General features: G+C 41.9%; 20 protein-coding genes and 2 riboswitches. Of the genes, 6 read left to right on the top strand and 14 right to left on the bottom strand.

Going from position 1 to position 19,548, the window contains the following annotated elements:
* Positions 1-594: 594 nt before the first annotated feature.
* Positions 595-1,836, top strand: coding sequence for an FG-GAP repeat domain-containing protein (locus tag V7K36_RS13780; RefSeq protein ID WP_335116510.1), 1,242 nt, complete (start codon positions 595-597; stop codon positions 1,834-1,836).
* Here the strand turns inward: V7K36_RS13780 and V7K36_RS13775 are convergent.
* From V7K36_RS13775 to V7K36_RS13735, 9 genes are all read right to left on the bottom strand, one after another.
* Entirely contained in the window at positions 1,833-2,006 is a 174-nt protein-coding gene (locus tag V7K36_RS13775; RefSeq protein WP_335116508.1) for a hypothetical protein, read from the bottom strand. The genes V7K36_RS13780 and V7K36_RS13775 overlap by 4 nt on opposite strands.
* A 309-nt stretch (positions 2,007-2,315) precedes the next feature.
* A complete protein-coding gene (locus V7K36_RS13770) occupies positions 2,316-3,083 on the bottom strand; it encodes an MBL fold metallo-hydrolase (protein ID WP_335116506.1) in 768 nt (255 codons plus the stop codon).
* A gap of 3 nt (positions 3,084-3,086) precedes the next feature.
* Positions 3,087-3,686: an anthranilate synthase component II gene (locus V7K36_RS13765; protein ID WP_196512248.1), complete on the bottom strand. Its 600-nt coding sequence runs from the start codon at positions 3,684-3,686 to the stop codon at positions 3,087-3,089.
* A gap of 308 nt (positions 3,687-3,994) precedes the next feature.
* The gene (locus tag V7K36_RS13760; RefSeq protein WP_334834051.1) at positions 3,995-4,450 is read right to left on the bottom strand and encodes a diacylglycerol kinase family protein; all 456 of its coding nucleotides are present in this window, start codon (positions 4,448-4,450) and stop codon (positions 3,995-3,997) included.
* 149 nt (positions 4,451-4,599) lie between these two features.
* Positions 4,600-5,127: an rRNA maturation RNase YbeY gene (gene ybeY / locus V7K36_RS13755; protein WP_334834098.1), complete on the bottom strand. Its 528-nt coding sequence runs from the start codon at positions 5,125-5,127 to the stop codon at positions 4,600-4,602.
* Positions 5,128-5,166: 39 nt separating this feature from the next.
* Positions 5,167-5,322: a DUF3285 domain-containing protein gene (locus V7K36_RS13750; protein ID WP_104904774.1), complete on the bottom strand. Its 156-nt coding sequence runs from the start codon at positions 5,320-5,322 to the stop codon at positions 5,167-5,169.
* 421 nt (positions 5,323-5,743) lie between these two features.
* Positions 5,744-6,866, bottom strand: a protein-coding gene (prfB, locus tag V7K36_RS13745; RefSeq protein ID WP_334834053.1) for a peptide chain release factor 2 whose coding sequence is annotated in 2 segments (ribosomal slippage) — positions 5,744-6,793 and positions 6,795-6,866 — 1,122 coding nt in all. Because the reading frame shifts where the segments join, the coding sequence is not laid out codon by codon here.
* A 125-nt stretch (positions 6,867-6,991) separates the two neighbouring features.
* Positions 6,992-8,138 (bottom strand): PCRF domain-containing protein gene (locus V7K36_RS13740; RefSeq protein WP_335116730.1). Its coding sequence is split into 2 segments (ribosomal slippage): positions 6,992-8,065 and positions 8,067-8,138, totalling 1,146 coding nucleotides; the frame shifts between segments, so codons are not numbered across the junction.
* 406 nt (positions 8,139-8,544) lie between these two features.
* Complete coding sequence (locus V7K36_RS13735) at positions 8,545-9,735, bottom strand: sensor histidine kinase (protein WP_335116504.1); 1,191 nt, start codon at positions 9,733-9,735, stop codon at positions 8,545-8,547.
* A 427-nt stretch (positions 9,736-10,162) separates the two neighbouring features.
* Positions 10,163-10,400, top strand: a riboswitch (cyclic di-AMP (ydaO/yuaA leader).
* A 97-nt stretch (positions 10,401-10,497) separates the two neighbouring features.
* Between V7K36_RS13735 and ntrB the strand changes: the two genes are divergently transcribed.
* The 4 genes from ntrB (at position 10,498) to V7K36_RS13715 (ending at position 14,905) form a co-directional block, all read left to right on the top strand.
* Positions 10,498-11,349, top strand: coding sequence for a nitrate ABC transporter permease (gene ntrB / locus V7K36_RS13730; RefSeq protein WP_335116502.1), 852 nt, complete (start codon positions 10,498-10,500; stop codon positions 11,347-11,349).
* Between the two features lie 87 nt (positions 11,350-11,436).
* Positions 11,437-12,879: an ABC transporter substrate-binding protein gene (locus V7K36_RS13725; RefSeq protein WP_335116500.1), complete on the top strand. Its 1,443-nt coding sequence runs from the start codon at positions 11,437-11,439 to the stop codon at positions 12,877-12,879.
* A 162-nt stretch (positions 12,880-13,041) separates the two neighbouring features.
* Positions 13,042-13,878 carry an ABC transporter ATP-binding protein gene (locus V7K36_RS13720; RefSeq protein ID WP_335116728.1) on the top strand — a complete coding sequence of 279 codons (837 nt, stop codon included), beginning with the start codon at positions 13,042-13,044 and terminating at the stop codon, positions 13,876-13,878.
* Between the two features lie 38 nt (positions 13,879-13,916).
* Positions 13,917-14,116: riboswitch (cyclic di-AMP (ydaO/yuaA leader) on the top strand.
* 168 nt (positions 14,117-14,284) lie between these two features.
* On the top strand, positions 14,285-14,905 hold the full coding sequence (locus V7K36_RS13715; protein ID WP_335116726.1) for a universal stress protein: 621 nt from the start codon (positions 14,285-14,287) through the stop codon (positions 14,903-14,905).
* Positions 14,906-15,359: 454 nt separating this feature from the next.
* On the opposite strand, the gene V7K36_RS13710 is transcribed toward V7K36_RS13715, so the two are convergent.
* The 3 genes from V7K36_RS13710 to V7K36_RS13700 all read right to left on the bottom strand — a co-directional run bounded on the left by V7K36_RS13710 (position 15,360) and on the right by V7K36_RS13700 (position 17,005).
* Positions 15,360-15,983 (bottom strand): hypothetical protein, encoded by a 624-nt coding sequence (locus V7K36_RS13710; RefSeq protein ID WP_335116498.1) that lies wholly within the window; start codon positions 15,981-15,983, stop codon positions 15,360-15,362.
* A 153-nt stretch (positions 15,984-16,136) separates the two neighbouring features.
* Positions 16,137-16,805: a cadmium resistance transporter gene (locus V7K36_RS13705; RefSeq protein ID WP_335116496.1), complete on the bottom strand. Its 669-nt coding sequence runs from the start codon at positions 16,803-16,805 to the stop codon at positions 16,137-16,139.
* A gap of 2 nt (positions 16,806-16,807) precedes the next feature.
* Positions 16,808-17,005 (bottom strand): hypothetical protein, encoded by a 198-nt coding sequence (locus V7K36_RS13700; RefSeq protein WP_334823842.1) that lies wholly within the window; start codon positions 17,003-17,005, stop codon positions 16,808-16,810.
* Between the two features lie 222 nt (positions 17,006-17,227).
* Between V7K36_RS13700 and V7K36_RS13695 the strand changes: the two genes are divergently transcribed.
* The gene (locus tag V7K36_RS13695) at positions 17,228-18,505 is read left to right on the top strand and encodes an aliphatic sulfonate ABC transporter substrate-binding protein (RefSeq protein ID WP_335116494.1); all 1,278 of its coding nucleotides are present in this window, start codon (positions 17,228-17,230) and stop codon (positions 18,503-18,505) included.
* A gap of 600 nt (positions 18,506-19,105) precedes the next feature.
* On the opposite strand, the gene V7K36_RS13690 is transcribed toward V7K36_RS13695, so the two are convergent.
* Both V7K36_RS13690 and V7K36_RS13685 read right to left on the bottom strand, forming a co-directional pair.
* The gene (locus tag V7K36_RS13690) at positions 19,106-19,318 is read right to left on the bottom strand and encodes a high light inducible protein (protein ID WP_335116492.1); all 213 of its coding nucleotides are present in this window, start codon (positions 19,316-19,318) and stop codon (positions 19,106-19,108) included.
* A gap of 48 nt (positions 19,319-19,366) precedes the next feature.
* A partial coding sequence (locus V7K36_RS13685; protein WP_335116490.1) for a high light inducible protein occupies positions 19,367-19,548 on the bottom strand: 182 nt, incomplete at its 5' end.

Below are 19,548 nucleotides of genomic sequence, written 5' to 3'. Positions count from 1 at the left end.
TTACACTTTTGACAACTAAAGGATGCACAGATCATGCTTCTCCGTAGTTGCTAATCTAAGTTATTCTATCTAATATTTGTTTCAACTCAAGTCATAAATTATTAGACATCTGGTGAAATTAAATATGCATTATCCATAACCCTTAGACATCTCCATAAATTAATTATACGATACCTGAAATCCTTGTAGAGATGCTAAATTTTACATCTCTAGATTTTTTCGGAGATGTTTTATCTAATCCTGATGTAATTACATAATGGAAAGATTTTTCTGTAACCGAGTAACAATTATATAAATCTGTATGTTTTAATTCAATATTTTAAATGTCAAATAAGAGAAATCAACTTTTCTGCTTTTATCTCTAAATTATCACATAGATAAAGCACAAGAAATATTTTACAATTGCTTATATAGAACTTGAAAATTTCATAATAATCGTTTAAACTAAACAGATATTTAACTTCAAATAATGAGATTAAGAAAGAAAAAATATTTATAAAGAAATGTTGAAAAGCTAGTAAATGTTATTTAGTTACAGAAAGAGATTATCAAAAAAAGTTAAAAAAATATAACAACCAATCATAAAAATACCCCATGCCTGTAAATACAAATTCCTTACCCTTAACTTTGAATACATCTGGATGGGCATCAGACTCTTTTGCAAAATCAAAAATCTTGACAAATTCTTTTGAGAATTTAAATTATGATTTTGGACTTGGGAGTAAGAGTTCCTCATATAAACTACAAGATGAACCGTTGACCACGCCTGTCAAAACGTCAGCAAATCCCAATCCTAATCCTTACTTAACTAGTGCGGCGATTACTCCTGACTTTAATGGTGATGGCAAAACGGACAAAGTTTGGGTCAATTCTACAACCGGTGAGATTATCATTCGGTTGATGGATGGAACAAAAGTTCTCGAACAGGGTTCTCTAGGTAAATTCGACCTATCCGCCTATGATTACAAAATTGGTGACTTCAATGCTGATGGCAAAACCGACTTCTTATTACGCAATAAGAAAACCGGTGAGAATAGCATTGTGCTGATGGATGGAACCAAAGTTGCTAATACGGCTGCTCTAAGCACCGTTGATCCAGCCTGGACTCCTGAGATTGGCGATTTCAATGGCGATCGCAAAACCGATATCTTCTGGCATAACGCCACAACTGGGGAGAACGCTATTTGGGAGATGGATGGCACCACAGTCCTGAATGCAACTGTTTTGGATAAAACAGACCCAGCACTAACTCCTACCATTGTTGATTTCGATGGCAATGGCAAGAGTGATATTTTCTGGCGTAATGCGACAACTGGCGATAACACCGCTTGGTTTATGGATGGTACGCAAAAGACTGAATTAGCTCTGCAATCACAAGATGCCGCCTGGACTCCTACCCTTGGTGATTTCAACGGCGACTATAAGACTGACATTCTGTGGAGAAACGCTCAGACAGGTGAGAACAAGGTTTGGACGATGAATGGGATCATAGTCACAGAGGGTGCTCTGGGGACACTTGACCCAGCCTGGACTTCTAAAATTGGCGATTTCAACGGTGATGGCAAGACCGATATTTTCTGGCACAATAGTACAACTGGTGAGAACACCGCTTGGTTGATGGATGGTACAACAGTTGCTACTCAAGCTTTCTTACCAACTAATAATGCGGCCTTGACACCATCCCTTGGCGATTTCAACGGCGATGGTAAAACCGACATCTACTGGCGCGATCAGACAGCAGGTGCAGACAGCATTTGGACTATAGATGGAACGACAGCTACTCAGAATCCGATTAGCGATGCCGATAAGCTTACCCCAGAGTGGTATACGTTCTAAAAGCTGGAGACGCGATTAATCGCGTCTGTAGAGGAGTTAGGAGTAGAGACGCGATTAATCGCATCTGTACAGGAGTTAGGAGTTAATCTCGTTCCCAGTCTCCGACTGGGAATGCCTAATGGGGGGGCTGCCGCCTCAAGACTTGCGGCAGAGCTGCTTTTGAGGAGCATTTCCAGCCTCTGGCCATTGGTGACAACTTAAGACATAATTTCTTTTGTCAATTCGTAATTATCCTTGAACAGTAGTGGAAAATAAGGTATTAAATTCACTTCCATACTGACTTTTCAGCGCAAAAACATCATGATAGGTTTAAAGGCTAGCGATCGCCAAGCTAAAAATTATGTTTTTTACCCAGATTTGGGCAATATTTCAAGTATGATTGCTTATTGATAAATGAACCATAACATTAAGTTGTGACAAATAGCCTCTGGCTGGAAACGAGGTTTTAAAGGAGTTTGAGCTTAAGTTGACACCAATTCTTAAAATTTGTAACTCAAAACCTGAATCACGCTATTTTCCGGTAAATCTTTAGAGTTAATGGAAATACTATCTCCATTGCTACGCCGCACGGTCATACCTTTCATCAAGGTGAGAAAATCATCGAGTGGCGAAAGATTGCATGTAGCAGCATCAGCCGCCTGTGTCCGGTAATGGGTCGGGATCACCAACTTGGGATTTAATATTTGAACAGCCTGCTTTGCTTCCTCAGCATTGTAGGCTTTTGCACTGCCTCCCACTGGAATGAATGCCACATCAGGACGCCCCATCAGGATTTTTTGCTCAATGGAAATGGGTGCAGCAGCTCCTCCTAAATGTAAAATATTAATTCCGCCTTGCTTCCAACTCCAAGCAGTATTTGAGCCAAACTGCCTACCACCTTTGCGATCGTGGTCTATGGCAATTCCTTGGAACTTAATCCCTTTGAACTCGTAAACTCCTGGTTCGTAGATGAGTTTTGCATTTCCCGGTAGTACGTCCACTGCACCTTCATCTAGCAGTTGGCTGCTAATCAGTACTAAATCTGCTGCAACTTTTGGTACACGATATCCAGCAGTACAACCGACCGCCCGAAATGGATTAACGAGAATTTTCACACCGCCACCAGTAAAAAGAAAGCAAGTATGACCCAACCACTGAACTGATAAACCGCTAGATTGTGCGTCAGCTTGAGATTCAGAACCCAAGTTAGTAACTAAAGCTGTTACCAACCCCGCCCCAGCATAGCCCATCAACTGTCGTCGTTTCATTAATTATGCTCTCGACTGTAACTGTTCCAGAAAATTTCGCAATAACTGTTTTCCTGAAGATGTCAGGACACTCTCTGGGTGAAACTGGACGCCCTGAATGTGAGGATAGTTCCGGTGTCGGACTCCCATAATGGTGTTATCTTCAACCCAAGCGGTGATTTCTAACACATCTGGGCAAGTCTCACGTTCGATCACCAAACTATGATATCTGGTGGCGGTTAGAGGATTTTCTAATCCCCGGAACACCCCCACCCCAGTGTGAGACACCTGAGAGGTTTTACCATGCATCAACTCTGGAGCCGGAATTATTTTACCACCGAATACTTGACCGATGCTTTGATGTCCCAAACAGACACCCAAGATTGGCAACTCTTGTCCTAGCTGTTCAATCAATTCTAAAGAAATGCCAGCATCTTCCGGGCGACCTGGCCCAGGAGAAATAACCACGGCTTCCGGCTTTAATGCCCGAATCTCATCTATGGATATCTTGTCGTTACGAAAAACTTTAATATCATCTGCCACTGGGAATTCTGCTGCCAATTCTCCCAGATACTGCACTAAATTATATGTAAAACTGTCGTAATTGTCGATAACTATAATCAAAGCTCATCACTCCTGGTTTTTACCACTCATCAGTTGCAAAGAGCATAGACTAATCTCTTATGCTATTTGTTCGCTAGGGTAAAAATAACACTAACGTGGATGCGTAAATATAAAGCGGCTACTCTACGATAAGCAACTTCCTAAAGATTACCAAGTAACACTTTAGCCAGGATGCTTAGCGCGATCGCATTACTTAAATTTGGAATTGCTGATAATGTGTTCTCCAAAAGGCATCGGACAGAGTGTGATCCTCTTACCGAGTCACTTGTTGATGCCTGCGGTGGGCTATTCGGCGTCGCAAATCACATCTATAAAGCCGATATAATTAACTTTACTAGAGGAGGGAGTAATAGCGTACCAGCTACTAACACTGCTACCAAAGCAGAGACAAGGACTGCACCAGCCGCACAATCTTTAGCAATTTTTGCCAAATCATGGTATGTCTGCTTAACGGTTAAGTCCACAAGGGACTCGATCGCTGTATTTAGTAACTCTAATGCCAAAACTAAACCACTAGTTACACCAATTACCGCTATTTCCACCGCTTGCAAATGCAAAAAAACGCTTAAACCGATCGCTAAAGCGCAAACACTTACGTGAATGCGAAAATTACGTTGAGTTTGAAAACTATAGCTGATTCCAGCCCAGGCATATTTAAAACTAACAAATAAATTAGAGGCTACTTTCCAAGAGAATTCGCGTTCGTTAGACACGAGTGTTTGTAACGAGGTGGGCGTTGGTGATGGAGAAATTTTTTGGGACATAGACTTAAAAACACAAGAACAGAGTTGCTACAGTGGGAATATTGCCGATCTTAATAGCGGAATTAACTTTGAGGCAATATTTAAGCAATTTTCCCCAAAAGTATTATAAAAGTATTGCTCAAAATTGGCACTAAGAGATATACATACTGCTATTCCATGTCAATAGCAATACCTATTGCGTTCAGCAATCTCACTTGCTGTTCTAACATTCGCCCCAAACTTTCTTCATCAGGATGATCCCAGCCCAATAGGTGTAATAAACCGTGAGTAGCCAACCAGGCTAGCTCAGTTGGTAAGCTATGTTCTTGTTGTTGAGCTTGACGTTGTGCTGTATCTACAGACACAATAATATCACCTAAATATAATGGTGCAGAAGCAAGCATTTCTTGGCTTTGAGGAAAATCTACCTCCAAAGCAGCAAAGGCTAAAACGTCTGTGGGCTTATTTTGTTGACGATACTGGGCATTCAGTTCTTGAATTTGCGAGTCATCTGTCAAACGCAGCCCGATTTCATAACTTGGCGCTGGCGGAATCTGAGGGTGAAGTATTTCCAACCAGCGATTAAACCACTTTTCCCAAGTTTCAGGAGTAATTCGGGGATGAGTGTCCCCAATCTTTACAGGTGCTGTCGGGGACAACTCGTAAAAATACTCCTCCACATATAGTTCAACTCTCAGGGGCACATAGTCTCCTAGTCTGAGGTTTACGGTTTGTCGTTAGTGAGTTAGGTAAGCAAGACCAACAAGGAGAGCTAGAAGCCCTACGGCAGTCAACGCAAAATGTTTAAGGGAAGTTCCACCCTTCCGCACCATGTTTCGCATGGCCAGTTTTACATAGCTAGGTTGAGGTTCTGTTGAAGGAGAATTGCTCATAGTTATTTGTCCACAGACTCTTTTATAACTGTAACAGTTGGTCTGGGACAGAATTGCGATCGCCTGTAGTTGCTATGGAATTTCTTTAAAAAAGCACCAATGATATGGGATGCGATGCGATGTCTACAACGGGCTATTCGGCGTCGCGCTCATCTCAAATGCGAGAAAATAAATCATCGGTACTAAATAATAGTAAAAAGGCGGTTAGAAACCGCATCTACACGAGGCAAAACCCAGGTCGGTGTGGCTCTTGTTTGTGTAGCCGCGAATGACCGACAAAGACTGATGATACAAGCCCCTAAATTTATTTATGGGGATTATTAATTTTGAATTTTGAATTTTGAATTCGGAGCGTTCGCGCAGCGTCTCGTTAGAGAAGCGACGTGACCTTCGCCATTGCTCTAAGTTGACTAATCCCCAATTATGCTAGAGTGCTTTCTACCAGTTTATTTTCTTGGCGCAGATAAGCTTGGATAAATGTATCAAGTTCGCCATTCATCACATCGCCAATCGCGGTTGTTTCAGTATTTGTACGTAAATCTTTCACCATCTGGTAAGGGTGAAATACATAGTTACGGATTTGGTTTCCCCAGGAGGCTTCCACCATATCGCCACGAATTTCGGCAATTTCTTGGGCACGTTGCTCCTTGGCTATGACCAACAGCTTTGCTTTGAGGCGATTTAGGGCTTTTTCTTTATTTTGCAGCTGCGATCGCTCTTCTGTACAGCGCACGGCAAGACCCGTGGGAAGGTGAACAACCCGTACCGCCGTTTCTACTTTGTTGACGTTCTGCCCACCTTTCCCACCAGAGCGAGTTGTGGTGATTTCCAAATCCTTGTCGGGAATGTCCAACTGCACAGAGTTATCTATCTGTGGCATCACTTCCACCCCCGCAAAACTGGTTTGTCGCTTGCCGTTGGCATTAAAAGGTGAAATCCGCACTAAGCGGTGTGTACCCATTTCTGAACGCAAGTAACCATAGGCATAGCGACCAGTAATTTCTAGGGTTGCCGATTTAATTCCGGCTTCATCACCCTCCGACTCTTCAGCTAAAGTTACCTTATAGCCGTGAGCTTCGCCCCAACGGGTGTACATCCGCATTAGCATAAATGCCCAGTCTTGAGCATCTGTGCCACCAGCACCAGCACTAATTGTCAGTACAGCACCTTCAGCATCATAGGGGCCAGAAAGTAATTGTTGTAACTCCCACTGATCCAGGTCACGATTGAGTTTAGTAATAGTAGATTCCGCTTCTTGGAGTAGTGCCTCATCGGTTTCTAACTCCAACAACTCAACAACTGCTCTAGTATCTTCCAGATTGGCGTGCCACTGATCGTATTGCTGGAGGTGAGCTTTCAGGTCATTGAGTTCTTGCAGCGTTTCTTGGGCTTGGGTTTGGTCATTCCAAAATTCTGGCTGTGCGGATATTTTTTCGAGGTCTTGAATTTTAGCTGTCAGTGCAGGTACGTCAAAGATAGTCCTGGGTTTTACCCAGGCGGCCAGACAACGTTTCGATTTCGCGTTTGAGTTCTAAGACTTCCATAGTGCTTGCTGAATGATAGATAGAGCGCTTTGATTGGGAAATTGCTCTTTATTCTACTTACATTTATTAATTTTAGCTTTAGTTGGGCAAATTCTCTCTACACTAATCATATTTAGTTACAAAAATTACTTGAAATTATCAAGCGCTTCTTTTGTCACTGAAGTGGTTTGATTTGGCTGTTGCAGATAGGCTTTGATAAACAAATCAATTTTACCGTCTAAGACTTCTGTCGCAGCAGGGATTTCTACATTGGTACGTAAATCTTTCACCTTGGTGTCAGGATGCAAGACATATTCTCGGATCAGCTTGTTGGATAGAGATTTTATCAGCCGAGGTTGAATTTCGTCAACTTGCTGGACACCTTGGGCTAGTGCGATCGCAAACAGTTTACTCTTGAGAATAGCTAAGGCTTTCTCTTTGTTTTGCATCTGACTGCGTTCATTATTAGAAATCACAGCAATTCCAGTAGGAATATGAACTACCCGTGTTGCTGTTTCTGTTTTGTTTGCGTTTTGACCACCATAGCCACAATATCTGAATGAGGTAATTTCCAAATCCTTCTCTGGAATCTCAAAATCAACAGACTCATCTAAAATCGGGCTGACTTCTACACTGGCAAAGCAAGTGTGCTGCTTGCGGCGGTTGCTGCTAAAGGGAGAAATTCTTATTACGCGATGCGTTCCTTGTTCTGATTTAAAAAAACCATAGGCGTAGCGACCGATAATTTCTAAGGTGGCATATCTTAACCCTATTAAATCACCCTGTGACTCTTCCACTAAATATACTTTATGATTATGATTTACTGCCCAACGATGGTACATCCGCAATAACATAGATAACCAATCTTCAGCATCTATGCCACCTACCTCAGCATTAATTGTCAAGAATGCCCCCTTTTCGTCGTGGGGGTCAGATAATAACTGTCGTATTTCTGCTGTTTCGAGTTCTTTTTGGAGTTGGGTAAGGTTGGTTTGCGCTTCTTGCAACAATTGCTCATCGGCCGACAATTCCAACAATTCCAGTGCAGCCTTAATATCTTCTAGAATCGAACACCAACGCTGATATTGCTGATGCCTGTAGAATATCGAGTATTCAATTTCTTGAAGTGTATCATAAGCAGGGGTTGGATTCTTCCAAAAATCCGGTTGAGCAATTACTAGATAAAAGTATTGAATTGTTGCAGTCAAATATTGGAGGTCAAAGACAGTCCTCAGCCTTACCCAAGATATTAGACAACTTTTCTACTTCAATTTTGATATTTGAGAGTTCCAGCATAGTTTTGCTCACTTGAGGTTGATAACTTACGTCTACATATTTTACTATTAAAACCATGAAAAAACCGTGATTGCTGAAAATTTAACCACGGTTTTTACTTTATAAAACTTTACTTTTGTTATTGCCTACAGACAATTAGTTGCGACCATTTATGGAAATTAGCAACCGCAAAATAAAGACGAACAAGTTGATGTAAGTGAGGTACATCGACAAAGCAGCAGATAAGCTGAGACACATTTAATTTTTCAACCTGAAAACATTACAGCAAGGCTTTCAGACTCCAAAAAGTACAATTTAGATGTGCGACAGCTTACTGGTTATTCGTGACGATTTTACCCGCAAAATGTCAGGTAACACACGGGATATGTTATTTTATAAGTTTCAAAATATACTTTAAACTATCTCAAATCTTCGCTTCTAAGGGCAAAATTATCGTAAAAGTAGAACCAACGCCTACCTCAGAAACTAAGTTAATTTGACCTTGTAGTAGTTTTACTAACCGCGAGACGATCGCTAACCCCAATCCAGTACTGTCAGGGAGATAGGAACGATCGCTAGAACTGACGCGAAAATAGGGTTCAAATATCTGGGCTTGGTTTTCGGGTGCAATGCCAATTCCAGTGTCAGAAATTGCGATCGCCCATCTCTGGTTCTCCAACATCTGACACATTATCATAATAGTCCCCGACTCTGTATAACGAATTGCATTACTAATAAGATTTGTGACAATCTGTTGGAATTGAAAATAATCTGTAATTAATTCTTTGGCAGCGCGATCGCAATCTACTACGATTTTTAAATTTTTCCCAGCTGCTAAAGGTTCCAACATTTCACATACATTATTAATTAATTCACGCACATCGGTAGGCGCTAGTTGGAGTTTTATCTGCCCCGCATCATACCGCGAAAGTTCTAATATATTGTTAATCAGGTGTAGTAATTGTCTACCATTGCGTAGCACGCGCTCAATGTGTTCTAAATTGGCAGAAGTGTCTTTCACCTTAGTCTTTCGTCGTTGTTGGCGTAAAAACAGATCCGAGTAACCAATAATGGAAGTTAGAGGATGTTTCAATTCGTGGGCTAGTTGGGAAAGATACTCTTGATTAGCGCTAATTAAGCGTGTGAGTTCCTCATTATGGAGTGTTAATGATGACTGCAACTGCTGTAATTCTCGGAACCTCTCCTCAACATAACTCTTGAAACACTGAGCGATCGCTTCATCTACAATCGCGTCTATCAAACGCATGGAACGAATTATTTCTGACGGGGTTCCACTCAATAAGTCTGCTTGTAGGGCATCCAATATTATTGTTCGCAGCAGATGATATTCTCTGGCAATTTCTGCTGGGTCAAAGCCTTGTTCAGCTCGAATAGCTCCATGCTCGAAACTGGCAATAACTATCGACTGAATATTATTATCCTGGGATTTTGAAAGTACTGTCACCATAGCTTTCAACACATCAGGGATATGATTTTTGATCGCTGTGTAAGATAGGCCATCAGCACTTTCAATTTGTCTATCCTTGCGAACTGCTACTATCCATTTATCAAGGATGCTTTCCCTTTTTTCAGCCAGTACTTGACTAAAATCCATTATGTTAAATTCAGCTAGGAGATAGATGAGTAAACTTCCATATGCAAACAGTTTAGCTAGTGCAGTGGTCTTGTACCAAAATTAGCGATTTAATTAACCTACCAAAAGAAATAGATTTTATATGTTATTTTATTTGCTGGATTAACTATACGTATATAAAATTTGTGAAGTATAATCTAATTCTTGTTAACAAATGTTAATCAAGGAGGTAACAAACTTGATGATTGATTCAACTATTGTTGTTTAGCTGTTTGTCCAATGAGTTCACTCACAACACAACTAAAATTATAAAAAATTATAAATTTTGTTAATTACCGAAAAGCAAGGAGACAAACTTGATTTTGGTATTGAAATAAACAACATTTATCATAATGCAGTTGGCTTTTACTGAGCATTGATGTTATATTGTCGATAATTAATATCCATTAGAGTAAGTCAGCCTAATCCATCACATCACAGTACGTGAAGTTGGAGCGGAGGAACCAAATTGTGGGGCGTATCTCAGAGAAAGTGAGGAGTTGAGAGTGAGGAGTTAGAAGTTACTAATATTTAACTCATAACTCCTGTACAGACGTGATTAATCGCGTCTCTCATAACTTTCTTCAGAAGGGCATCTCTCAGCCCTAGCCCGTCAGCTAACTTCGTAGGCATTGAGAGGAGACTGAAGAGACGGCATTTTTATAATGTTCCGATCTCATCGGTGTCCAAGGCTGGTACTGCTCGGATTTTTTGTACCTGCACTTAAATCTGTTGAGGTCGTAAATGATATTTCAACTAAATTTGGCTGCGATCGCTGCGATCGCTGGACAAGCTGCTTGGAAAAAGACAAAACCTGTCATCCTCAGAGATGTCTTCATTCTACCTGTATTGGGCTTCTTGGGAATAATTGTGCTGTGGTGGATTGTTGCACTTGCCAACCATGAATTGATGCCCACCCCACCAGAAGCGCTAATCGCTAATCTAGACTACATCTTAAATCCCTTCTATCAACGAGGCCCCGGCAACTTGGGAATTAGTTGGTTGTTGATCGCAAGTCTGCGCCGGGTATTACTAGGCTTTTTGTTAGGTGCAGTAGTAGCGATTCCTCTGGGGTTTCTAATAGGGATGTCAAGACCGGCAATGTTAGCGCTCAATCCGATCATTCAAATTTTTAAACCCGTATCGCCCCTAGCTTGGCTACCCATTGCCTTAGCAATTTTCAATTTAGCAGAACCTTCCGCCATTTTTGTCATCTTTATTACCTCCTTGTGGCCGACAATTATTAATACCGCATTAGGAGTTTCTAGTGTTCCCCAAGATTATTTAGATGTGGCACGAGTGCTGGAAATGCCGCGTTGGCGACGGATTACAAAAATAATTTGGCCTGCAAGTTTGCCGTACATTTTTACAGGTTTACGAATTAGTTTAGGAATAGCTTGGCTGGTAATCGTCGCCGTGGAAATGCTCACAGGCGGTGTTGGTATCGGCTTTTTTGTTTGGGATGAATGGAGTCGCTTAAACCTGAGTTCAGTCTTTTTAGCTGTGTTCATAATTGGCTTAACTGGGTTAATCCTAGATTACGCCGTGGGCAAAATTCAAGAATTAGTAACCCATCGCCCTAAAACTTTCAACTAACAAAATTTGGTTGCTATCAAAACAGCAAGATGTAACGAGACTCTGCACCTGAAGCGTGAGCAATTAATCACCAATGGAGCTACAAAAATGGGTGATATAAACTGGACTCGACGAGATTTTATCAAAGGAATAGGAGCAACCACAACCGGAATAGCGCTGTCCTCCTGTGGAATTTCAGGAGACAGATCAGCTAAAGGATTGACTGAAGAAGCTTTAGCTGTACAACCAGTAATTAGATCCCAAGACCTAGAAAAATCTGATCTCACCGTTGGTTACGTTCCCGTTAATGATTGTGCGCCATTTGCGATCGCCTGGAAAAAAGGCTTCTTCCGCAAATATGGTTTGAACGTCACACTCAACCGCGAAGCCAGTTGGGCTACCTCCCGCGACGGTTTAATTTTTGGTCGCCTGGATGCTTCACCCGTAGTATCTGGTGCTGTTACCAACGCCAGAATTGGTGCTGAAGGCGCACGCCACGCCCCATTGTGTGCAGCCATGACTATCCATCGTCACGGTAACGCCATGACTATGAACAAAGCCATGTGGGATTTTGGGCTGCGTCCGTGGTACGAGTATCAAGAGAAATATGGCGATGGGGCGCTAGAAGCCTTTGGGCGCGATTTCCGAGGTTACTTTGACAAGCAGCCACCAGAAAACAGAGTTTGGGCGGTAGTATTAAGTTCCGCCATTTACGAATACTTTGTCCGCTACATATCCGCCGCCGCCGGAGTTGATCCGCTTAAAGAGTTTCGGATCATCATCGTTCCGCCCCCCCAAATGCTGACAAATGTGCGGATTGGTGCAATGCAAGCTTACATGGTTGCAGAACCCTGGAATACGCGAGCAATAACAGGTAACGAAAACATCGGCTTTACCTTCGCACAAGGTAAAGAAGTCTGGCTAGGACACCCAGATCGACTTTTGGGGGTGATGGAATCTTTCATCGACCAATATCCCAAAACCTATCGTTCTCTCGTCAAGGCGATGATTGAAGCTTGTCAGTATTGCAGCAAAATAGAAAACCGCCAAGAAGTAGCCGAACTGATAACAGACCGTTCCTTTACAGGTGCTAGACCTAAAAAGAAAAATGCCCCAATCGCCAAGTTTACAAGTCCGGGAATTCTCGGCAACTACAACTATGGCGGCTTTGACGGCAAAGACCGCACCATCAAAGCAGCTGACACCACGATTTTCTTCGATATTCCTGACAACCTTCCCAAACAGCCAGCAGAACACTCGACATTCTTATGGAGATCGAGAAGTATCTGGTTGATGACACAAGCAGCGCGGTGGGGACAAATTAAGGAATTCCCCAAAAATGCCGAGAAACTAGCAGAACTTGGTTGGAGAACAGACTTATATCGGGAGATAGCATCTGAAATGGGCATCAAGTGTCCCAAGAATGATTACAAGGTCGAACCACCAGAAGTATTTATAGATAAGAAAGGCTTCGACCCTAGCGATCCTGTAGGTTATCTGAATAGTTTTGCCATCAGGGCTAACGCTCCCACTAACTTTTTCATGTCTTAAATCCCTGCCAATTTTGGATTGTGGTTCTTTGGTTTATCCCCTGCCCCTCTTGGGTGGAATAAATCTAAAATCCTCAGTAGCCCAGCATACTTTTGGTCAGAATCAATCTAAAATTCAAAATCCAAAATTGATTGATTAAATTATCTTCGGAGCATTTTGATGATGGAATATACCTCATTACCTATTAATACCCAGAGCGAAGTTCTGCCCCGCCCTGGATTTTTAGAAATTGAAAATTTAGTCAAGTCTTATCCGACACCTGATAAAGATAACTTTGTCGTTTTAGATGGGGTTAATCTGACGATTGGTGAAGATGAATATATTTCTGTAATTGGCCACTCTGGTTGTGGTAAATCAACCCTATTAAAGATAGTAGCTGGTTTAGAAAAAGCCACTTCTGGCTCAGTCCGGCTAGATGGAAAAGAAATTCGTCAGCCAGGAGCCGAAAGGATGATGGTATTTCAGAACTATTCGCTGTTACCTTGGTTAACAGTGCGAGAAAATATCCGTTTAGCTGTGGATGAAGTGCTAAAAGATGCTAATCGTGCCGAGAAAATTAGCATTGTAAATCAACACTTGGCAATGGTAAACTTGACGGCGGCGGCTGACAAATATCCTGATGAAATCTCTGGAGGTATGAAACAACGAGTAGGTATTGCCAGAGCTTTAGCAATTCGTCCTAAAATGTTACTGATGGATGAACCTTTTGGGGCGCTAGATGCACTAACTCGTGGTAAATTGCAGCGCCAGGTATTGGATATTTGGGAAAATAATCGTCAGGCAGTGATGATGATTACCCACGATGTAGACGAAGCAATTTATATGTCCGATCGCATCGTCTTGATGACCAACGGACCATCTGCTAGTATAGGAGAGATATTAGAAGTTCCTTTTGAACATCCACGCGATCGCGCCGCCATGCGAAACTCAAAAGAATATTTTGAACTTCGCAATCACGCTCTAAATTTCCTTGATCGATATTTTGCCCAAGACGAGTAAATTAGATTATCATTTTTTTTAGTGGGTAGCCTAATTCAAATTCATGAAAGCTGAATTTGGAACGGAGGAACCATATTATGGGGCGTATCTTGCAGAGAGCGGCAATTTAAGAGTCAAAAGTGAAGAATAATTAATCTTGAACTCAGCACTCACAACTCACCACTCAGCACTCCTAAGAGAGAGACACCTTCCAGTCTTAGCCCGTCAGCTAACTCCGTAGGCAATGGAAGGAACCCCCAAGACTTTGGCTGTAATACAGTTATTATTGGGGTTTCCTTGACTTATTTCAGATTTGAGATTTTGCTTATCGTCACTCAATCTAAAATCCAAAATCTAAAATCTGTCCCCCTGCTTCTCATTGCTAATTCATTTCATTAGGAGAAGTAAAGCTGTGCAAATTAAGCCAATGTTAGCACGTCTGCAAAGTGCCACAGGCCGAGATGACTTAATTGAACAAATGGTACTGCTACCAGAGCCAAAAAAACCTTTTTCTAAAAAACCTCAAAGCTCAAAAGCAGTTAATTTAATTGTTGCCTATGACGCATCTCCTAACAGTCATACGGCACTAGATATTGCCTTTTGGATTGCCCATCAAACGCGTTTAGCCACTAATGCACAAGTCACAGTTCAAGCCGTTTATGTGGTAGAAGATAATCAAAGCAGCCAGCATTCAAACATCTTGAGCTTTCCAGAACAACAGCCTTCATTGGAATGTCAAGTCAGTGAAGTATCAAAGTCTGTGACATTGGTATTAACTCAACCCAAATTGCAGACAGTGGTAACTCCCCTGCAACAAGCAGATATAATTCTCTGGCAAGCCCGAAGTCTAGCTGAAGAATGGCAGGGTTCCTTCAAATCTCATTTGCGTTTTGGCTGCATTTCCACAGAACTTAATAAAGTTGTTGAATCAGAAGCTGCCGATATTTTGTTTTTAGGTTGCAACTCTGTCAATCATCCGATGATTGAGGCATTAGGTTCTAATTTTCCCTGTGCCGTTTTGGGGATTCCCAGTTGTATTGATGAATAATCGCTGTTCAGAAAGAATTTTAGGGCGTGTCATCAATTGAGCCAATAAAACCTCACCCTGCCTCCGGCTTCCCTCTCCGAACTCAAGGAGAGGGATTGAGGGTGAGGTTTTATCTTATATTTAATTACGCCTACCTACTTACCACAGAACAGTTCCGCCAACTCCAGCTATAAGACAATACGCTTGGGTTAAGGATAATTGTCGGTTAGGTTGAACGTAGTGAAACCCAACAAAGTACCGAAAATGTTAGGTTTCGTCCCTCAACCCAACCTACGCTGGTTTTGGTTTTTGACTTTAACCCAAGCGTATTGAGCTATAAGAAGGTCAGCACGTCTATGCAAAAACGAAGCAAGCAAAAACATTTCCTGCTGCCTATGCTTTGAAATGACAAAGAAAAATCCCCTAATCTTAATGGGGATTTTTTTATTACCTATTGCCTCTTAACCAGAGAATTTTAGTCAATGAGTTGTGGAGTAGGAACTTGTGTGTCAATCTCTGCTTGAGATAATACTGGAAGTAACCATTCGCTTGCACCAGCCTTGAAGACTTTAGCAGGTTCAACATTCAATTCGATCGCACCAGTTGCCGGATTAACTCTAGCAACCGACTGTGTACCATCAACAAACTTAACGGTAATTGCTTCAGTTAGCTCTTGTGCTGGAGTATTTGGACTGAGAACTACCTGAGTACCTGCGGGTAAGTAGATCCCATCACAATCCCAATCATCATCCGTGATTTGTCCTGCTGCTAAGTAATAGAGTTGGGTTGGAGATTTTTTCGGTTTATTAGCATAGACTGCCAATGTCTTTTCAGTTTCATTAAGACATTGCGCCCGCTTCTTAGCAGTTTCTATAATATTCTTTTGAAATTGTAATTGTGCTAGTCGCTGCTGAAATTCCTCAGGTGTGTAGCCAGCTTGTTCTGGTGTATCCTTCGCAGTTAGAAGTTGATTGAGTGCCTGAGTTACCTCAATATAGTCAGCCCCTTTTGTGAAATCCTTACCTGCCCAAGAAGGTTGAGCAATCATTAAATTAACGATAAATACAAGAGCGACAAGAACAATTTTGAAAATCTGCATATATTTCTCCTTTGGCTAAATCTAATGCCTCTATTGACAAAAAACGTCATGCTTAAGTTAGAACTTATTTACTAGTTTAGAAAGAGATGTTGAAGAAGAATTCAGCTATTCTGAATTCAGGAGCGGAGCCGGAGACTTTTAACAGTTTCAATGTCAATTCTTCGGTAGAAAAAGACGATAGGATTCGCTGTCCATCAAAATTCTGTAGCCCAGCCACATTAGTACGAAAGGAAATATCTTACTAGCATAGCGGCTGAGGACTAAAGCAATACCAGGTAGGCGAGTCAGGTTATAGGACATTAACAGCCAACATAAAATAATGAAATAGCAAACTGGTATGATTACGGACAGATTTTGGATTGAGCTAGTGGCAAATAGGGGAATATAGATCCCTAGATTGTTACCACCGTTAGCAAGCGTGACCGCAGACACGCGATAGGTTTGTGGATCGCGGATTACCTCCCAGAGCGATCGCTTTCTGGAATCAAATCCTCGAAATTTAGAGTTGATTTTGAGATTGGCTGACTTATCTTCATTTGAGTCATCCTGATTAAGGTTGCGTAAATTGTTCAAACCAATGAGTATCGGCAGAACCCCCAATAGACCAATCCAAGTTGACGGAATTACTAGACCCACTAAGAAACCAACCAAACTTACTATTACTAATGCCGTGAACCCTAGAAGCTCACCAACCACAACGTGCTGAGGCCGAAAAGTCCGATTAACTGCGCTAAAAAAAGCAGTTAGATAAATATTGTCGTCAAAGGTTGTTGCTACAGCAGTAGCTAGCCCGATCTTAATTGTTGCAATTAACCAAACCATCACTATCCCTCGCTCAACACCTGTTTGATGACCGAAACTACTGATCGCTCAACCTGAGCAATCAGCCCCGCAATATCGAAAAATAGCGTTTGTCGCAAATTGTGATCAGCTATGCCCCACCGTAAGCGATCGCTAGCAGAGGGAATTAATCTTGGATATTGGTTCCACTCGCCATCATCCAAAAATCTAATTTCTCCCAAAACCTTATTCCTAATTTATTTACCAATTTTTCTAACTTAAAAAAAAATGAGGTAAGCCTCAGTAATAATATATAAACAGCCCAAAAAAGTATAACACTCTGGCTGCATTCTCGTATGTAACGCGCCATTCATTCCCAGTATCAATCAGTGGAGGGTTTCAGCCCAAATCGGTAAAAATCAGCCGCCTAACCAAATAGATGCTTATTTCAACCAAGGACTTATATGATTAGCCGTTTGATTAACCTTCTGCCTAGAGGCACAGGTCAAAACATCTTACAGTCGCTCAGAGCAGCCATTCGTAGATCGGCTACCTACAGGTTTGCAGTCCTATTTTCCATCGGACTTGCTGCGAGTTTGTTCTTGACTCTGGCTTTTGACGGTCTTGCTGTTGCCGCTTCTGAATCTCTCAATACACTCTCCTCTCTACTAAATCAGTTCAAAATACCCAAAAATTCGACAACTCGGTTACTAGAAACCGTGGGACTATTTGTGGGTGGTATAATTTTTTGTATAGTTTTGGATCGCTGGTTTTCTAGCCGTTCTGCTGGGTCTAGCAACACCCCCTTAGCTGAACAAGCGGGGCGGCTCAAGCAACTCAAAATGGGTTATCCAGAGGGAATGACAAATCTGGAAGTTCTCCGAACTCAAGGCTTGCTCGAAACGCGTTTGCGACCATTTGGGCTGAGTGTCACCTGGACAAGCTTTTTATCAGCCTCTTCTTTGATAGAAGCACTAAGCAATGGGACGATTGACTTCTGCGGCGGTGGCGGCACGGCCAGCATCTTCTCTCAAGCAGCAGATCATGTCTTTGTGCGGGTAGCAAAAGAAAAATATACCGCTCCCAAAGGTCAAGCGATTTTGGTACCGGAAGATTCACCGATTCAGACCCTAGCAGACCTGAAGGGTAAAAAGATAGCTTTTGACAAAGGCTCAAGCGCACATTATATACTTGTGCGATCGCTGGCAAAAGTAGGTCTCGATTTTAGCGACATTGAGCCAGTTTATCTGACACAGCCGGAGGCGCTACCCCGATTCCGCCGTAGTGAGGTCGATGCTTGGGTGATTTGGGTTCCCTACACAACAACTCAGACCCGAAGCGCTTACCCAGGGCGATCGATTGCCGATCTAGAGAGCATATTTGGTGACAAAGCCTCCATAGAAGTTCCGACCTATTACTACGCGATTCCAGAACTGGTACGCAACTATCCCGACCTGATCAAGGTGATTTTAGAAGAGGTAAACGAAGCTGGAGCTTGGGCTAAGAAACAGGAATTGGAAGCGGTTCGACGAATGGCACAAAACCATGAAATCGATCCATCTATTCTAGAAACTTTACAGCAACGTAGTGCCGAACGTGCCATCATCCCCATTGACGATCAATCGCTTACTGCTCTACAGCATCAGGCGAATGTGTTTAGGGATCAAAATCTGATTCCTGAGCGGGTGAATGTGAAAGATGGAACCTATAGCTTGCAGACTAAACAAAACTGGACTTATTAATTCGACACTGGTCGAAAAAGAAGCCTAGGGGAGCAAGGGAAGAAAAAAGTTGATAGTTGTCGTGGATGCAGGGATTGAGTAATTTAACCCTCTTTTGTCACTCTAGGCAGAGGAAAAATAGAAATAAGGGATATTGAAGTTTTAAAAAATTGAATAAGTCAGATTATTGACAATCATTTGAAGTCTAAAAAATCCCTCAGATAGCTTAAAAACTAGGTGGCTTTTTTCGCCGAATCTGGTTTAAAACTTTCCTTCACTACGGTATTCCAGTGATGCTGTTACAACTTGTAGCTTCGGCTTTGTACGTGTTTGCTCACTTTTTGCTCTAGTTAGAAGTAGGTTTTTCGATTTTTTGATAAGTTCGTAGTTTAACTTTTCACGTGATGTGTAAAAACCCACGAAAAACCAAACCCCCTAGCCCCCTTCCCGACACGGGAAAGGGGAAAATTAAAAGTCTCTCTCCTTTTAGGAGAAAGATTTCGAGAGGTTTTCCAGATACCGTGAAAAGTCAGGTTAGTAGTAAGTACTTTAGCCTTTATCTAAGCACTAAAGTACTTACTACTAACTTGCTTAAGCTGTCATAATACTTGTGGCAGAGTACTAGTAGCCAATCAGATGTAAAACGTCGCGCAGGACGCTATAACCAGCTAAATCCCAAAGTAAATAGGCAAGAAAACCAACTGCTGCTAGGCGACCATTCCAAATTTCGGCTTGGGGAGTCAAACCAAACAGAAATGCATTGCGATCTACGCCGTTGTATTCGGGTGCAACAAGTGGTAAATCTGTAGAAGAACGAGTTTCTTTAGTAGCCATTTTTTCTCCAAAATTTAGTAGCGTAGCTTTTGAGGTGTTTAGTTTCTACTAGCCAATCAGATGTAAAACGTCGCGCAGGACGCTATAACCTGCCAAATCCCAAAGTAAATAGGCAAGGAAGCCAATAGCTGCCAAGCGACCATTCCAAATTTCGGCTTGGGGAGTCAAACCAAACAGAAATGCATTGCGATCTACGCCGTTGTATTCGGGTGCAACAAGTGGTAAATCTG

The sequence above is a fragment of the Nostoc sp. genome (genome assembly GCF_036919555.1).
GTDB lineage: Bacteria > Cyanobacteriota > Cyanobacteriia > Cyanobacteriales > Nostocaceae > Nostoc.
This window is presented reverse-complemented; position numbering and strand designations above follow the sequence as displayed.

Excerpts from the sequence above, each read along its gene's own strand:
- V7K36_RS13780 (WP_335116510.1), top strand. The coding sequence starts at position 595 with ATGCCTGTAAATACAAATTCCTTACCCTTAACTTTGAATACATCTGGA.
- V7K36_RS13775 (WP_335116508.1), bottom strand. The coding sequence starts at position 2,006 with ATGCTCCTCAAAAGCAGCTCTGCCGCAAGTCTTGAGGCGGCAGCCCCC.
- V7K36_RS13770 (WP_335116506.1), bottom strand. The coding sequence starts at position 3,083 with ATGAAACGACGACAGTTGATGGGCTATGCTGGGGCGGGGTTGGTAACA.
- V7K36_RS13760 (WP_334834051.1), bottom strand. The coding sequence starts at position 4,450 with ATGTCCCAAAAAATTTCTCCATCACCAACGCCCACCTCGTTACAAACA.
- V7K36_RS13750 (WP_104904774.1), bottom strand. The coding sequence starts at position 5,322 with ATGAGCAATTCTCCTTCAACAGAACCTCAACCTAGCTATGTAAAACTG.
- V7K36_RS13735 (WP_335116504.1), bottom strand. The coding sequence starts at position 9,735 with ATGGATTTTAGTCAAGTACTGGCTGAAAAAAGGGAAAGCATCCTTGAT.
- ntrB (WP_335116502.1), top strand. The coding sequence starts at position 10,498 with ATGATATTTCAACTAAATTTGGCTGCGATCGCTGCGATCGCTGGACAA.
- V7K36_RS13725 (WP_335116500.1), top strand. The coding sequence starts at position 11,437 with ATGGGTGATATAAACTGGACTCGACGAGATTTTATCAAAGGAATAGGA.
- V7K36_RS13720 (WP_335116728.1), top strand. The coding sequence starts at position 13,042 with ATGGAATATACCTCATTACCTATTAATACCCAGAGCGAAGTTCTGCCC.
- V7K36_RS13715 (WP_335116726.1), top strand. The coding sequence starts at position 14,285 with ATGTTAGCACGTCTGCAAAGTGCCACAGGCCGAGATGACTTAATTGAA.
- V7K36_RS13710 (WP_335116498.1), bottom strand. The coding sequence starts at position 15,983 with ATGCAGATTTTCAAAATTGTTCTTGTCGCTCTTGTATTTATCGTTAAT.
- V7K36_RS13705 (WP_335116496.1), bottom strand. The coding sequence starts at position 16,805 with ATGGTTTGGTTAATTGCAACAATTAAGATCGGGCTAGCTACTGCTGTA.
- V7K36_RS13695 (WP_335116494.1), top strand. The coding sequence starts at position 17,228 with ATGATTAGCCGTTTGATTAACCTTCTGCCTAGAGGCACAGGTCAAAAC.
- V7K36_RS13690 (WP_335116492.1), bottom strand. The coding sequence starts at position 19,318 with ATGGCTACTAAAGAAACTCGTTCTTCTACAGATTTACCACTTGTTGCA.